12 protein-coding genes are annotated in these 13,831 nt (G+C 64.4%); 4 read left to right on the forward strand and 8 right to left on the reverse strand.

Annotated elements, in window-relative coordinates; translation table 11 throughout:
- Window positions 1-51 precede the first annotated feature (51 nt).
- The 3 genes from nirD to AB5Y95_RS17420 form a co-directional block, all read right to left on the reverse strand.
- The gene (nirD, locus tag AB5Y95_RS17410) at window positions 52-369 is read right to left on the reverse strand and encodes a nitrite reductase small subunit NirD (RefSeq protein WP_017787078.1); all 318 of its coding nucleotides are present in this window, start codon (window positions 367-369) and stop codon (window positions 52-54) included.
- Window positions 369-2,915 carry a nitrite reductase large subunit NirB gene (gene nirB / locus AB5Y95_RS17415; protein WP_368161694.1) on the reverse strand — a complete coding sequence of 849 codons (2,547 nt, stop codon included), beginning with the start codon at window positions 2,913-2,915 and terminating at the stop codon, window positions 369-371. The genes nirD and nirB overlap by 1 nt, the downstream gene beginning before the upstream one ends.
- 305 nt (window positions 2,916-3,220) lie before the next feature.
- Complete coding sequence (locus tag AB5Y95_RS17420; RefSeq protein WP_368161696.1) at window positions 3,221-4,132, reverse strand: LysR family transcriptional regulator; 912 nt, start codon at window positions 4,130-4,132, stop codon at window positions 3,221-3,223.
- A 168-nt stretch (window positions 4,133-4,300) separates the two neighbouring features.
- Here AB5Y95_RS17420 and AB5Y95_RS17425 point away from each other — a divergent pair, with 168 nt between their 5' ends.
- Entirely contained in the window at window positions 4,301-5,725 is a 1,425-nt protein-coding gene (locus AB5Y95_RS17425) for an MFS transporter (RefSeq protein ID WP_368161697.1), read from the forward strand.
- 87 nt (window positions 5,726-5,812) lie between these two features.
- Here the strand turns inward: AB5Y95_RS17425 and hslU are convergent, their stop codons facing one another.
- The 4 genes from hslU to argS all read right to left on the reverse strand — a co-directional run bounded on the left by hslU (window position 5,813) and on the right by argS (window position 10,542).
- Window positions 5,813-7,141 (reverse strand): HslU--HslV peptidase ATPase subunit, encoded by a 1,329-nt coding sequence (gene hslU, locus AB5Y95_RS17430; RefSeq protein ID WP_368161699.1) that lies wholly within the window; start codon window positions 7,139-7,141, stop codon window positions 5,813-5,815.
- A gap of 92 nt (window positions 7,142-7,233) precedes the next feature.
- Entirely contained in the window at window positions 7,234-7,767 is a 534-nt protein-coding gene (gene hslV, locus AB5Y95_RS17435; protein ID WP_005306539.1) for an ATP-dependent protease subunit HslV, read from the reverse strand.
- 186 nt (window positions 7,768-7,953) lie between these two features.
- A complete protein-coding gene (locus AB5Y95_RS17440) occupies window positions 7,954-8,793 on the reverse strand; it encodes an SPOR domain-containing protein (RefSeq protein ID WP_017787082.1) in 840 nt (279 codons plus the stop codon).
- Between the two features lie 3 nt (window positions 8,794-8,796).
- The gene (gene argS / locus AB5Y95_RS17445) at window positions 8,797-10,542 is read right to left on the reverse strand and encodes an arginine--tRNA ligase (RefSeq protein WP_368161700.1); all 1,746 of its coding nucleotides are present in this window, start codon (window positions 10,540-10,542) and stop codon (window positions 8,797-8,799) included.
- 313 nt (window positions 10,543-10,855) lie between these two features.
- Here argS and AB5Y95_RS17450 point away from each other — a divergent pair, with 313 nt between their 5' ends.
- The 3 genes from AB5Y95_RS17450 to AB5Y95_RS17460 all read left to right on the forward strand — a co-directional run bounded on the left by AB5Y95_RS17450 (window position 10,856) and on the right by AB5Y95_RS17460 (window position 12,783).
- Window positions 10,856-11,422 (forward strand): LON peptidase substrate-binding domain-containing protein, encoded by a 567-nt coding sequence (locus AB5Y95_RS17450; RefSeq protein ID WP_368161702.1) that lies wholly within the window; start codon window positions 10,856-10,858, stop codon window positions 11,420-11,422.
- 133 nt (window positions 11,423-11,555) lie between these two features.
- Window positions 11,556-12,125 (forward strand): sigma-70 family RNA polymerase sigma factor, encoded by a 570-nt coding sequence (locus tag AB5Y95_RS17455; RefSeq protein ID WP_201892757.1) that lies wholly within the window; start codon window positions 11,556-11,558, stop codon window positions 12,123-12,125.
- On the forward strand, window positions 12,118-12,783 hold the full coding sequence (locus AB5Y95_RS17460; RefSeq protein WP_368161703.1) for a ChrR family anti-sigma-E factor: 666 nt from the start codon (window positions 12,118-12,120) through the stop codon (window positions 12,781-12,783). Before AB5Y95_RS17455 ends, AB5Y95_RS17460 begins: the two co-directional genes overlap by 8 nt.
- Before the next feature lie 59 nt (window positions 12,784-12,842).
- Here the strand turns inward: AB5Y95_RS17460 and bacA are convergent, their stop codons facing one another.
- Window positions 12,843-13,658 carry an undecaprenyl-diphosphate phosphatase gene (bacA, locus tag AB5Y95_RS17465; RefSeq protein WP_005306519.1) on the reverse strand — a complete coding sequence of 272 codons (816 nt, stop codon included), beginning with the start codon at window positions 13,656-13,658 and terminating at the stop codon, window positions 12,843-12,845.
- Window positions 13,659-13,831 lie beyond the last annotated feature (173 nt).

Here is a 13,831-nt window from a genome sequence, read left to right on the forward strand (position 1 = left end):
TTCCTTCAAGAGGGCCGCCCGCAGGCAGCCCGAAAGAGAGTGAAATCGGCTTTAGACGGCGACCCAGACCTGCTGGTCGCGTACTTCAACGGGATAGCTTTGCACCGACATGGCGGCGTTCTCGAGGCAGTGGCCGTCGCGCAGACGGAAGTGCTGCTTCTTGAGCGGGCTGGCGACCCAGAGCTCACCCTCGTGTTCACCTACGATGCCGCGCGACAGCACGTTGGCGGCGAAGAAGGGATCCCGGTTGTCGATGGCGAATACCTCGGCCGCCGCGCTCGGGCGGAACAGGGCGATCTGGCGACCCTCAATGAGCGCACAGACGCCGGTGCCAGGGAGTATGTCGTTGAGTTGGCAGGCAAGTTTCATCATTTGGTTTCCACCTCGATCTGGTAGACGGGGATGCGCTCGGCCGGGGTCGCCGGTCTGTGCTGGTCACGCTCGGCGACGAACTGGACGTCCGGGTCGCGCTTGTCGCTGTTGATGAAGTGGCTGAAGCGCTGCAGCGCCTGCTCTTCGTTGAGGGTGCGCGACCATTCGCACTCGTAGCTGTCGATGAGGGTCTGGATATCGCGCTCCAGGGTCTCGGCCAGTCCCAGCTTGTCGTCGACGATCACTTCGCGCAGGTAGTCGACGCCCCCTTCCAGATTGCCGAGCCAGACCGAGGTGCGCTGCAGTTTGTCGGCGCTGGTGACGTAAAACATCATAAAGCGGTCGATCAGCTTGATCAGGCTCTCGCGGTCGAGGTCAGATGCCAGCAGATCGGCGTGGCGCGGCTTCATGCCGCCGTTGCCGCCCACATAGAGGTTCCAGCCCGCGTCGGTGGCGATGATGCCGACGTCCTTGCCCTGGGCTTCCGCACATTCACGGGTGCAGCCGGAGACGCCGAACTTCATCTTGTGGGGGGTACGAATGCCCTTGTAGCGGTTCTCGAGGAAGACCCCGAGGCCGACGCTGTCCTGCACGCCGAAGCGGCACCAGGTGCTGCCGACGCAGGTCTTGGCCATGCGCAGCGCCTTGGCGTAGGCCTGACCGGTTTCGAAGCCGGCAGCCAGCAACTTGCGCCAGATGGCGGGCAGATCATCCTTCTGGGCCCCGAACAGGCCGATGCGCTGGGCGCCGGTGATCTTGGTGTAGAGCTTGTAGTCGCGGGCCACTTCGGCCACTGCCAGCAGCCCTTCCGGAGTCACTTCACCACCGGCCATGCGCGGGATGACGGAGTAGGTCCCGTCCTTTTGCATGTTGCCGAGGAAGATGTCGTTGGTGTCCTGCAGTTGGGTGTTGAGCGGGCTCAGCACGTAGTCGTTCCAGCAGGAGGCGAGGATGGAGCCGACCGTCGGTTTGCACACCTCGCAGCCATGGCCCTGGCCGTGTTTGGCCAGCAGCTCGTCGAAGCTCTTGATCCCCTCCACCTTGACCAGGTGGAACAGCTCCTGACGGGAGTGGGGGAAGTGGGCGCAGAGGTGGTTGTTGACCTCGATGCCCTGTTTCACCAGTTCGGCGTTGAGCACCTGGCTGATGAGGGGCACGCAGCCGCCGCAGCCGGTACCGGCCTTGGTGTGCTGCTTGATGGCGGCCAGCGTGGTGTGACCCTCGGCGACGGCCTGGGCGATGTCGCCCTTGGAGACGTCGAAGCAGGAGCAGATCTGGGCGCTCTCTGGCAGGGCATCCACCCCCAGGGTCGGTTTGGCGCCGGCGTAGGCGGGCAGGATCAGGGTGTCCGGGTGGCTCGGCAGCGGCAGGGCGTTGAGCATCATCTGCAGCAGGTTGCCGTAGTCATCCACGTCACCCACCAGCACGGCGCCGAGCAGGCGGCTGTTGTCTTCGCTCACCACGATCTTCTTGTAGACGCCGGCCTGGTCGTCCTGGAACACATAGCTGTGGCTGCCCGGGGTGCGGCCATGGGCATCGCCGATGGAGCCGACGGAGACGCCGAGCAGCTTGAGCTTGGCGCTCATGTCCGCCCCTTCGAAGCGGCTGTCGCCACCGAGCAGATGGTCGACGGTGATCTGGGCCATCTTGTAGCCCGGTGCCACCAGGCCGAAGAAGCGACCCTGCCAGGCGGCGCACTCGCCGATGGCATAGATGTCGGAATCGGAGGTGAGGCAGTGATCGTCGATGACGATGCCGCCGCGCTCGGCGATGGCCAGATCGCCGTAGCGACCGAGGGTGTCTTGCGGGCGGATGCCGGTGGAGAAGACCACCACGTCCACTTCAAGCTGGCTGCCGTCGGCGAAGGCGAGGCGGTGTTTCGCCTGTTCGCCGCCATGCATCAGGATCTCGCTGGTGCTCTTGCTGGTGTGCACCTGCACGCCCATGGATTCGATCTTGCGGCGCAGCAGCTGGCCGCCCTGACCGTCGAGCTGCTCGGCCATCAGTACCGGGGCAAACTCCACCACATGGGTCTCGAGGCCCAGTGCCTTGAGGGCGCCGGCGGCTTCCAGGCCAAGCAGGCCGCCCCCGATCACCACGCCGCTCTTGCCGCTCTTGGCCGCGCTGCGGATGGCTTTGAGATCCTCGATGGTGCGGTAGACGAAGCACTCGTGGTGCTGACTGCCCTGAATGGGCGGCACCCAGGGGTAGGAGCCGGTGGCCAGCACCAGCTTGTCGTAACCGACCACAGTGCCCTTGTTGGAGTGCACTTCGCGGTTGGCCCTGTCGATTTTTTTCACCGCTTCACCGAGCAGCAACCGAATGCCGTGCTTGTCGTAGAAACCGGGTTTGACGAGGGAGAGATCTTCGCTGGTGTGGTGGGAGAAGTAGGAGGAGAGATGGACGCGATCGTAGGCGGGACGGGGTTCTGCACCGAAGACGGTTATCTCGTAGCGGCCCGGGTCGGCCCGCTCGATCAGCTCTTCGATGAAGCGGTGCCCCACCATGCCGTTGCCCACAACGACCAGTCTGACTTTGCTCATGATTGCCTCTAGTTTGGAGTAATAAAACATCATTCTGAGGCTAGGCTACCCAGTCGGCAGGGGCGGGCGATTGATGCAAATCAAGTGTCTATTTATATATCTCCTCAGGGGTAATTCCTGATAATTCAAAGCTATACATAAATAGGTATGCCAGTGGTGCAATTGGTTATGGCGTGGGGATCGGAGCCACCGCTGCAGGGGCTGCCTGGCTGACCCTGCAAAGAAATGCCCGTACCGTCAAAAAGCGTGAAAAATTCCTTCATGGGATGGCGGCAGCCATGGGTTGCCAGCAGAACCGGGGGGCGTCAGGGAAGGGGGCGGTAAGGCTCCTGGGCGCAGATATTGCGGATGAGGGTGCGCAGCCAGCGGTGGGCCGGGTCGGCATCCAGCCTGGGGTGCCAGAGCAGGGCGACCCGGATAGCTGGCAGCGCGAAGGGCAGGGGACGAACAACCAGATCCCCCAGCAGGGCGGCGCAGTGATGTTCAGGCACAGTGGCCACCAGATCGCTGCCGCGCACCAGCGCCAGCGCGGTGGCAAAGCCGGGCACCAGGGTGGCGACGGTGCGCGAGAGCCCCTGCTTGGCCAGCACCTCATCGACCGGGCTGTGGGGCTGGCCGCGGCGGGATACCAGCACGTGGCGCGCTCCGGCGTAGCAGCTGGCGGTGAGCGGGCTGTCGCAGAGCGGATGACCGGGGCGCAGCACGGCGACGAAGTGGTCCTGAAACAGGGCCTGGGTACGCAGCTCGGGCGCCGTGGTGGCGCTGATGACCCCGGTCTCGAAATCCAGTTCGCCGCTGCGCAAGGGGCCGCTCTCCTTGTCCGGCTTGGCCAGAAAGTGGAGCCGTACTCCGGGCGCCTCGGTGGCGAGCCGGTTCAGCAGGGCGGCGCCAAACAGTTCCACCAGCCCCTCGCTGGCGCGCAGGGTGAAGGTGCGCTCCAGCCGTGCCGGGTCGGCCTCCTGCCGGGGGCGCAGCACCTCCTCGGCTTCCTGCACCAGCCGGCCGACCTGTTCGCGTAGCAGCAACGCCCTGGGAGTGGGCACCAGGCCGCGGCCGGCCCGCACCAGCAGCGGGTCGCCGGTGGTCTCCCGCAATCTTGCCAGGGCCCGGCTCATGGCGGAGGGGCTCAAGCCCAGTCGTCTGGCGGCGCCCGCCACGCTGCCTTCGTCCAGCAGGGCATCCAGGGTGATCAGCAGGTTGAGGTCGGGAGTGCTCATGTGCATGCCTTCATCGGAGTGTGAGCAGAGGGGCCAGCTTCATCATACCCGAGAACGGGCACCCTCATATGGCGTCCGCTGCATTGATAAGCTGCAACTGGTGCGTCTTCCGCCTGCTCACCGACCCCACTAGCCTTGCCGTCATCACCCCTATGTGGAGCCCAGCTCATGTCAACACCAACCCATTTCCCGCCCCTGGCGGCGCCTCGTCTCGGTCTGCTGGCGCTTGGCCTCGCCACCCTGTTGCCCATGCTGGCGGCCAGCATGGGCGGCATCTTGCTGCCGGCATTGGGGGCGGCCTTTCATCTGCCCTTCGCCACCTTGCAATGGGTGCTGGTGGCTTACCTGCTGGGACTCACCTGCCTGACGTTGGTGGCGGGCCGGCTGGGTGACAGGTTCGGCCGGCGTCGGTTGCTGCTCTGTGGCATGGGGGGCTTTGCGCTGGCCTCCCTGCTCTGCGCGCTGGCGCCGACCATCGGCTGGCTGATCGCCGCCCGGGCGCTGCAGGGGGCGAGTGCGGCCTGCATGCTGACGCTGTCGCTGGCCATGGTGGGGCAGCTGGTGTCGCCGGCCAGACGGGGCTGGAGCATGGGATTGCTCGGCACCCTGTCGGCCTGTGGCACGGCGCTGGGCCCCTCGTTTGGCGGCCTGCTGCTGGAGGTGGCGGGCTGGCAGGCTGCCTTCCTGGCGCTGCTACCCCTCGGCCTGCTGGCGCTGCTCTGTGCCCGTGCCGGTCTGCCCGATGACGGGGCGAGCGGGCAGGGGGCACGACTCAACCTGGCCAGCCTGGGGTGGCTGCTGGTGACGCTGCTGGGCTACGGGCTGGCGCTCACTACGACAGGCGTCCCAGCCCTCTGGCTTGGGGGCGGGGCGCTGCTGGCCGCCGCCTGGCTGGTGCGCAGCGAACTGGGCTCCCCCGCCCCTCTGTTGCCGCTGGCGTTGCTGCGAACCCGGCGGCTGCGCGGCGCTCTGGCGGCCAGTGCGCTGGTGGCCGGGGTGATGGTGGCGACCCTGCTGATCGGTCCCTTCTATCTGCAGGGGGTATTCGGGCTCGACCCGCTGACCAGCGGGCTGCTTATCTCGGGTGGACCCCTGCTGGCGGCACTGAGCGGGATGCCAGCCGGCTGGCTGGTGGACAGGGTCGGCGCCACCACAGTGGTGCGACTGGGCTTGCTGGTGATGAGCGCGGCGGTGGTGCTGCTGGCCACCCTGGGCAGCGGCGGGGGCCCGGTGGGATACCTGCTGCCCGTGTTGCTGCTGACTGCCGGTTACGCCCTGTTCCAGACCGCCAACAACAGCCTGGTGATCGGCGCCGCCGACGAACAGACCCGTGGTGCCGTGGCCGGGTTGCTGACCCTGGCGCGCAATCTGGGCCAGCTGACGGGGGCGGCGGGGCTGGGGGCCCTGTTTGCCGCCCTGGCGGGAGGCGGCAATCCGGCCGTCGCCAGTGCGAGCGAGCTGGCGTTCTCCATGCAGGCCACCTTCGCCCTGACGGCTCTGCTGCTGATGAGCGCACTCTGGCTGGCGGGAAGAGGTGAACGCGACGTGCCGGGCAATGCGACCCGGGAAGGCTGCGAGCTGAGAGAGCGCTGAAAACGAAGACGCCTCCACAGGGGAGGCGTCTTGCTACGGGGTTAGCAGGATATTAAACCGCTCGGATCCTCGTCTTCGATCAAGCTGTTACAGGATAAAGCGGCTCAGGTCCTCGTCTTCAATCAGCTTGCCGAGGTGGGCGTTGACGTAGTCGGTGTTGATGACAAAGGTCTCGCCGGACTTCTCGGAGGCATCGTAGGAGATATCTTCCATCAGGCGTTCCATCACGGTGTGCAGACGACGGGCGCCGATGTTCTCGGTGCGCTCGTTGACCTGCCAGGCCGCTTCGGCCAGACGGCGGATGCCGTCCTGGGTGAACTCGATGTTGACCCCTTCGGTGGCCATCAGCGCCTGGTACTGATCGGTCAGGGAGGCGTTCGGCTCGGTCAGGATGCGCTCGAAGTCTTCGGTGGTCAGCGCGGTCAGCTCGACCCGGATCGGCAGACGGCCCTGCAGCTCGGGGATGAGGTCGGACGGCTTGGCAATCTGGAAGGCGCCGGAGGCGACGAACAGAATGTGATCGGTCTTGACCATGCCGTGCTTGGTGTTGACGGTGCAGCCCTCGACCAGCGGCAGCAGGTCGCGCTGAACCCCTTCACGGGAAACGTCCGGGCCCGAGCTCTCGCCGCGCTTGCAGATCTTGTCGATCTCGTCGAGGAAGACGATGCCGTTGTTCTCGACCGAGGCGATGGCCTTCTGCTTCAGCTCTTCCGGGTTGACCAGGCGGGCCGCTTCCTCTTCGATCAGCGCCTTCATGGCCTCTTTGACCTTGATCTTGCGCTTCTTCTTCTGGTTCTGGCCCAGGTTCTGGAACAGCCCCTGCAGCTGGTTGGCCATCTCTTCCATGCCCGGCGGGGTCATGATCTCGACGCCCATCGGGGAGGCGGAGAGCTCCAGCTCGATCTCCTTGTCATCCAGCTGACCTTCCCGCAGTTTCTTGCGGAAGATCTGGCGGGTGTTGGAGTTGTCGGCTTTCTCCTCCTCGCCCCAGCTGTTGCGCGGGTTGGGCAGCAGGGCGTCGAGGATGCGCTCTTCGGCAGCCTCTTCGGCGCGGTATTTCATCTTCTCCATCTCGGTCTCGCGCACCAGCTTGATGGCGACATCGGTCAGATCGCGGATGATGCTGTCCACTTCCTTGCCCACATAGCCCACTTCGGTGAACTTGGTCGCTTCGACCTTGATGAAGGGGGCGTTGGCCAGCTTGGCCAGGCGACGGGCGATCTCGGTCTTGCCGACACCGGTCGGACCGATCATCAGGATGTTCTTCGGGGTCACCTCGTGGCGCATCTCCTCGGAGAGTTGCATCCGGCGCCAGCGGTTGCGCAGGGCCACGGCCACCGCACGCTTGGCGTCGGCTTGACCAATGATGTGTCTGTCCAGCTCGTGGACGATTTCTCTCGGGGTCATCTCGGACATGATGGTGTTCCTGTATCCGGGGCGGGCAGGGCCCACCCCTTGGAAAATGGGGTTTGGCTGGCGGCCTTATTTGGCGGCCCTATTTCGCCGACTTATTTGGCTGAATAATCCAGCACTTCGATGGTGTGGTTGCCGTTGGTGAACACACAGATGTCGCCCGCAATCTTGAGGGACTTCTCGACGATGCTCTTGGCATCCAGCTCGGTGTTCTCCAGCAGGGCGATGGCGGCGGACTGGGCGAAGTTGCCGCCGCTGCCGATGGCGATGAGATCGTGCTCCGGCTGCACCACGTCACCGTTGCCGGTGATGATGAAGGATTTGTGCTCGTCGGCGACGGCCAGCAGCGCCTCGAGGCGGCGCAGGGCGCGATCGGTGCGCCAGTCTTTGGCCAGCGCCACGGCGGCGCGCTCCAGGTTGCCCTGATGGGCCTGCAGCTTGGCCTCAAAGCGCTCGAGCAGGGTGAAGGCGTCGGCGGTGCCGCCGGCAAAACCTGCCAGCACCTTGCCGTTGTAGAGGCGATGAACCTTGCGGGCGTTGCCCTTCATGACGGTGTTGCCAAGAGAAACCTGGCCATCGCCACCGATGACGACCTGACCATTGCGGCGAACTGAAACTATGGTAGTCACTTTACTTACCTCGCTTGAGCCGAATGACGGCCTGACTGTGCATGGCAAGAGAGATGGGGATGGCAAACCGGCTTTTCAAGCCTGCGCGCTGGCGCGGCCAACGGGGTTGGCTGGGAGTGGTGGCGACTGGCACCAAAAGAAACAGGGCCAGGTGTTGCCACCCGGCCCTGTTTATGGACGCTGCCATCACCCTTTCTTGGGGATGCAGCCGCTGATGCCTGAGCCCTGCAGCTTGCGGTTGGCCGCATCGGCCGCCGCCTTGCCGCTGAAGGGGCCCACCATCACCTTGTAGACGGCGCCACCGGCCCCGTTCACCACCTGCAGGCTGGAGGAGAGCCCGGCGGTGAAGGCGATGCGCGCCTTGAGGGATTCCGCGGAATCCTGCGAACGCAGGGCGGCGCACTGCATCATGTAGCGCTCGTTGTCGGCCGCGGCAGGCGGGGTCGCCGCCTTGGCCTTGGCGGCCTCGGCCCGTTCCCGCTCCAGTTCGGCGCGCAGCTCCCGCTCCATCCGATCCCGTTCGGCCTTGCGGTCGATCACCTGCTCCTGGGCGCTGGCTACCGGTGCGCCGGTCGCCGGCTTGGCCGGTTGTACCGGTTGCGGCTTGTAGGGCTGCACCTGGCCGATGGGGGTTCCGGGCTGGGGAATATTGGTCGGCACCGGCTGCGGCAGCTTCTCCGGCTGCAGGGTCATGGTTTCCGCCGGCGGTGGCGGCAGCACGCCCGGCTGGGGCGGCGGCTCGACGATGTCGACCTGCTTGTTCTCCAGCCGTTCGATATAGCTCCATTTCTCCTGCGGCAGGCCGTTGCTCTGGGCCTTGGGCTTGTTGGCTTTCACCTGCTCTTCAATGGTGGGGGCGTCGTTGCCCTTGCCACTGATCATGTAGAGGAAGCCGCCGAACCCCGCCAGCAACACCCCGGCCAGCAGGGCCGGGATAACAGGAAAGCGGCGAGGTGCCGCTTTCTTGGTGTTGCGACCACCCGCCCGACGTCGCGGGCGGCTGCCGACATAATCCCGGGTCGCCATCTATTACATGCGCTCCAGGGTGTGGATGCCCAGTACGCCCAGGCCCAGCTTGAGGACCTTGGCGGTGGCGGCGCACAGCAGCAGACGGCTCTGACGGGTCGCCTCGTCCACGCCATCCTTGTTGATCGGGCAGGCTTCGTAGAAGGTCATGAAGTTGCCGGACAGCTCGTACAGATAGGTACAGAGCAGGTGCGGCATGCCCTTGTCCGCCACGCCGTTGACCGCGTCGGAGAACTGGATCAGCTTCTGGGCCAGGGTCTCTTCCGCTTCTTCGTTCAGGACCACCTTGCCGCCCAGGGTGTCGGCATCGACGCCGGCCTTGCGGAAGATGGACTGGATCCGGGTGTAGGCGTACTGCAGGTAGGGCGCGGTGTTGCCTTCAAAGGAGAGCATCAGATCCCAGTCGAAGATGTAGTCGGTAGTGCGGTTCTTGGAGAGATCCGCATACTTGACCGCACCCATGGCGATGGCGTGCACCACCTGGGCCTTCTCCTCGGCGGAGAGGTCGCTGTTGCGGCTCTCCAGCAGGGCGGCGGCGCGCTCTTCCGCCTCATTCAACAGATCGACCAGCTTGACGGTGCCGCCGGAGCGGGTCTTGTAGGGACGGCCATCCTTGCCCAGCATCATGCCGAAGGCGTGGTGCTCGAGGGGCACGGATTCTGGCACATAGCCCGCCTTGCGGGTGATGGTCCAGGCCTGCATCAGGTGCTGGTGCTGACGGGAGTCGATGAAGTACATCACCCGGTCGGCGCCCAGGGTCTCGTAACGATACTTGGCACAGGCGATGTCGGTGGTGGTATAGAGGAAGCCGCCATCGCTCTTCTGGATGATGACGCCCATGGGCTCGCCATCCTTGTTCTTGAACTCGTCCAGGAAGACGACGGTGGCGCCTTCACTCTCGACCGCCAGGCCGCGCGCTTTCAGATCGGCGACGATTTCCGGCAGCATGTCGTTGTACATGGACTCGCCCATGATGTCCTTGTTGGTCAGAGAGACATTCAGGCGGTCGTAGTTGCGCTGGTTCTGCTCCATGGTCATGTCGACCAGCTTCTTCCACATGGTGCGGCAGTACTCATCACCACCCTGCAGCTTGACCACGTAGTTGCGCGCGCGCTCGGCGAACGCTTCGTCTTCGTCGTAGTGACGCTTGGCCTGGGTGTAGAAGGCTTCCAGATCGCGCAGCTCCATGTCGGAGGCGTGCTCGTTGGCCATCTTCTCCAGATAGGCGATCAGCATGCCGAACTGGGTACCCCAGTCGCCGATGTGGTTGGCACGCACCACCTTGTGGCCCAGGAACTCGAGGGCACGGGCAGCCACGTCACCGAGGACGGTGGAGCGGATGTGATGCACCGCCATCTCTTTGGCCACGTTAGGGGCGGAGTAGTCCACCACCACGGTCTGCGGGGTTGGCTGCTTCACGTTGGCGTTGGCGGAGGTCACCATGGCCTCTACCTGACCGGCCAGCCAGCTCGGGTCGAAGAAGAAGTTGATGAAGCCGGGGCCGGCGATCTCGACCTTGGCGATCAGGTCGGAGGCGGGCAGGTGCTCGATGATGGCAGCGGCCAGCTCACGGGGATTCTTGCGGGCCGGTTTGGCCAGCAGCATGGCCAGGTTGGTGGCCAGGTCACCGTGAGCCTTCTCCTTGCATCGGTCTACTTGCACGCGGGCTTCCAGGTCCGCCGGCAGGATGCCCGCTGACTTGAGATTGGCTACCGTTTGTTCAAGTAGATGATGAATATGCTCTTTCATAACTGACCACCAAGGTTGCGCGTCGAAAAATGACTGATATATAAGGGCGTGAATTTTACCCGCATCGGCCCGAGAAAACTATAGGGATGACCCGCCGCTCGCGGTCGGGCGGATATTTCACTGCATTTGGCACCAGATCCCAGAATATTGGACGGAAATTACGGTGCTTATCCATTTCTACTGCATATTGAAGCGGCTTGTCCAGGCTATTTTCCCCTGATTGTTAAGGGGTTTTTTATTCCAACTCGTTCTGAATGATCTGCCCCGCCGCCCCGGTCGTATCAACAGGTACCTTTTACCGAGGAATCTGTCGATGAAACTGGCGCTGTTTCCCCTCTCGGCCCACCTGCTGCCCGGTGGCATCATGCCGCTGCGCATCTTCGAGCCCAGATATCAGCGCATGATCGCCGAGGCGGGAGAGCAGGGTTTTGCTATCTGCATGCTGGATCCCCGCCAGCCCGATGCGCTGCGCAACATGTACCCCATCGCCACCCGGGTACGGATCGTCGACTTCGATCAGCTGCCGGACGGTCTGCTCGGCATCACGGTGCTCGGCATGGAGCGGGTCAGGGTCACCGATCTGTGGCAGGAGTCGGACGGCTTGCGGGTCGGGGAGGTGGACGTGCTGCCCCCCTGGCGCACCGGCCGGCTCAATGCCGACCAGCACTCGCTGGCCAGGGCGCTGCAGGAGGTGTTCAACGACTACCCGGAATATGCGGCCCTCTACCGCAACCCCGACTGGGACGATGCCAGCTGGGTGGCCCAGCGCTGGCTGGAAGTGCTGCCCATCCCCGTTGAACAGAAGCAGTGGCTGGTGGCGGCGGAAGACAACCAGCCGGCACTCTCCCTGCTGAGCGGATTGCTGGTCGCCAGTCACTGAGCCGTTCTTGATGGCAGCGCCGGTGATCCTTTTGCCGCGCCGCACGTATTGGCACTCACCACCCTCTTCAAGGCATGGCGCAATGGCATATACTGGCCAATCACAATCGACTCCGTACAGGATATCGCCCCCCATGGATGACCCAGCCGGCGATCTCAAGTCCCTGCTCGTCAGGGTTGCCGAACATGGCGACAAGGTCGCCTTTGCCGCTCTGTTCCAGCACTTCGCGCCGCGTATTCGCAGCTATGGGCTGCGCCACCTCGGCAGCGAGGCCAACGCCATGGAGCTGGTGCAGGAGACCATGCTGCTGGTGTGGCAGAAGGCCCGTCTCTACCACCCCGACAAGGGAGCCGCCACCACCTGGATCTACACCGTCATGCGCAACCAGGGCTTCGACATGCTACGCCGGCGCCGCGCCAGCAAAGAGGAGCTTTGCGCCGAGGAGCTGTGGCCCATGCTGGAGTACAGGGCGGAAGAGGAGCACCTGAGCGGCGGCGAAGACGCCGTGTTGACCCGTCAGATGGCCCATTACCTCGGCACCCTGCCGGAACCACAGCAGCAGGTGGTGCGCGGCATCTACCTGCAGGAGCTCTCCCAGCAGGAGCTGGCAGACCGGCTCGGCGTGCCGCTCGGCACCATCAAATCCCGCCTCAGACTGGCGTTACAGAAATTGAAGGAACAAGTGGAGCAAGGCCATGATTAAAGCCCATCCCGTTCAGGCCATGTTGCGCGCCTTTGCTGCCGACGAACTGCCCCTGCCGCTGGCCGTCGGCGTATCCGCCCACTGCGAGCTATGCCCCGACTGTGCGGCCCGGTTGCGGGCCTGCGAAGAGGAGCTGGCCCGGCAATACCTGACCCCGGCCGAAGAGAGCGAGCCACTGTCGGCAGAGTTCGATGCCATGCTGGCCGGCATCCTGCAGCAGCCGGTGGCCACTGCGGCCGCGTTGAGTCAGTCGGCGGCGGTTCAGCCCGAGCTGCAGGTGGCGGGCCAGTCGTATCGGTTGCCACGGGTACTGGCCCGTCACCACGCCCCCAGCTGGCGCCACATCGGCGCCATCCGGCAGGTGAGCCTGCCGCTTGACGAGCAGGGGGCCCGTGCCAGCCTGCTGCACATAGAGGCGGGCGGCCGCATCCCTGAGCACACCCACAAGGGTTACGAGCTGACCCTGCTGCTGGCTGGCACCATCGAAGATGGCGACACCCGCTATCAGGCGGGGGACTTCATCTGGCGCGATGCCAGCCACGCCCACAGTCCGCACACGCCGGACGGCTGCCTCTGCTACACGGTGCAGGACGCGCCGGTACAGTTCACCAAGGGACTGTCGCGGCTGCTCAACGGCATCAGCCATCGCCTCTACTGAGCCGACAAAGCAATAAAAAAAGGGACTCTCGGGTCCCTTTTTGCATGGTGTCGCGGCCATCAGGCCACGAACACCAGGTAGACGGCGAAGGCCACCACGAAGCGGTAGATGGCGAACGGGATGAAGTCGAGGCGACGGATCAGCGCCAGGAAAGTCTTGATGGCGATCATGGCCACCACGAAGGCGGTGACGAAACCCACCGCGAACATGGGGAAGTCGGCCATGGAGAGGAAGTCGCGACTCTTGTAGAGATCCAGTCCGCTGGCCGCCACCATCATGGGCACCGCCAGGATAAAGGAGAACTCGGCCGCCGCCTGGCGGCTGATCCCCATCAGCATGCCGCCGCTGATGGTGGCACCGGAGCGGGAGAAGCCGGGCCAGAGCGCCAGGCACTGGAACAGGCCGATGCCGAACGCCTGTTTGTAGCTGATGTCGTCCAGGGTTTCGGAGCGTACCGCCGGGCGAAACTTCTCGGCGATGATCAGCAGGATACCGCCGGCCACCAGGGCGTACATCACGGTCTGCGGGCCAAACAGATGAGCCTTGATCCAGCTGTGGATGGCGAGGCCGATGACGACGGCGGGCAGCATGCCGAGGATGATGTGCACCAGCGAGAGGGTGGCGTGTCCCTGCGCCGGCTTCTGGCCGAAGTGGATGCCGATGAGGCCAAACAGGCGGCGCCAGAACACGGCGACCACCGCCAGGATGGAACCCATCTGGATCACCACTTCGAAGGTGGCAGCCTTGGGGCCGTCGAAGCCAAGCAGGTGGCCGACGATGATCATGTGGCCGGTGGAGGAGACGGGGAGGAACTCGGTCAGGCCCTCCACTATGCCCAGCACGAAGGCGACAAACAGGGCGTAAGACTCTGTCATGTTTCAGATCTCTTGATTATTGGTCCGGTTGAAGTCGGCCCCGAGCCGAGCCGGGGGCGACCAATGATGGAGGAAAATCGGGCAGGCAACCAGTGAATATTGTGTTGGCGCCAGGCCCCGCCGGCGGGATCGACGGCGAGGTCGTTGGTTTTCATTCGGGCCTATATAGTGTT

Origin of the sequence: Aeromonas sp. R5-3, assembly GCF_040908225.1 — a bacterium.
Taxonomy (GTDB): Bacteria; Pseudomonadota; Gammaproteobacteria; order Enterobacterales; family Aeromonadaceae; genus Aeromonas; species Aeromonas dhakensis.

Coding starts and splice junctions, on each gene's coding strand:
- nirD (WP_017787078.1), bottom strand. CDS start 369: ATGAAACTTGCCTGCCAACTCAACGACATACTCCCTGGCACCGGCGTC.
- nirB (WP_368161694.1), bottom strand. CDS start 2,915: ATGAGCAAAGTCAGACTGGTCGTTGTGGGCAACGGCATGGTGGGGCAC.
- AB5Y95_RS17420 (WP_368161696.1), bottom strand. CDS start 4,132: ATGAGCACTCCCGACCTCAACCTGCTGATCACCCTGGATGCCCTGCTG.
- AB5Y95_RS17425 (WP_368161697.1), top strand. CDS start 4,301: ATGTCAACACCAACCCATTTCCCGCCCCTGGCGGCGCCTCGTCTCGGT.
- hslU (WP_368161699.1), bottom strand. CDS start 7,141: ATGTCCGAGATGACCCCGAGAGAAATCGTCCACGAGCTGGACAGACAC.
- AB5Y95_RS17440 (WP_017787082.1), bottom strand. CDS start 8,793: ATGGCGACCCGGGATTATGTCGGCAGCCGCCCGCGACGTCGGGCGGGT.
- argS (WP_368161700.1), bottom strand. CDS start 10,542: ATGAAAGAGCATATTCATCATCTACTTGAACAAACGGTAGCCAATCTC.
- AB5Y95_RS17450 (WP_368161702.1), top strand. CDS start 10,856: ATGAAACTGGCGCTGTTTCCCCTCTCGGCCCACCTGCTGCCCGGTGGC.
- AB5Y95_RS17455 (WP_201892757.1), top strand. CDS start 11,556: ATGGATGACCCAGCCGGCGATCTCAAGTCCCTGCTCGTCAGGGTTGCC.
- AB5Y95_RS17460 (WP_368161703.1), top strand. CDS start 12,118: ATGATTAAAGCCCATCCCGTTCAGGCCATGTTGCGCGCCTTTGCTGCC.
- bacA (WP_005306519.1), bottom strand. CDS start 13,658: ATGACAGAGTCTTACGCCCTGTTTGTCGCCTTCGTGCTGGGCATAGTG.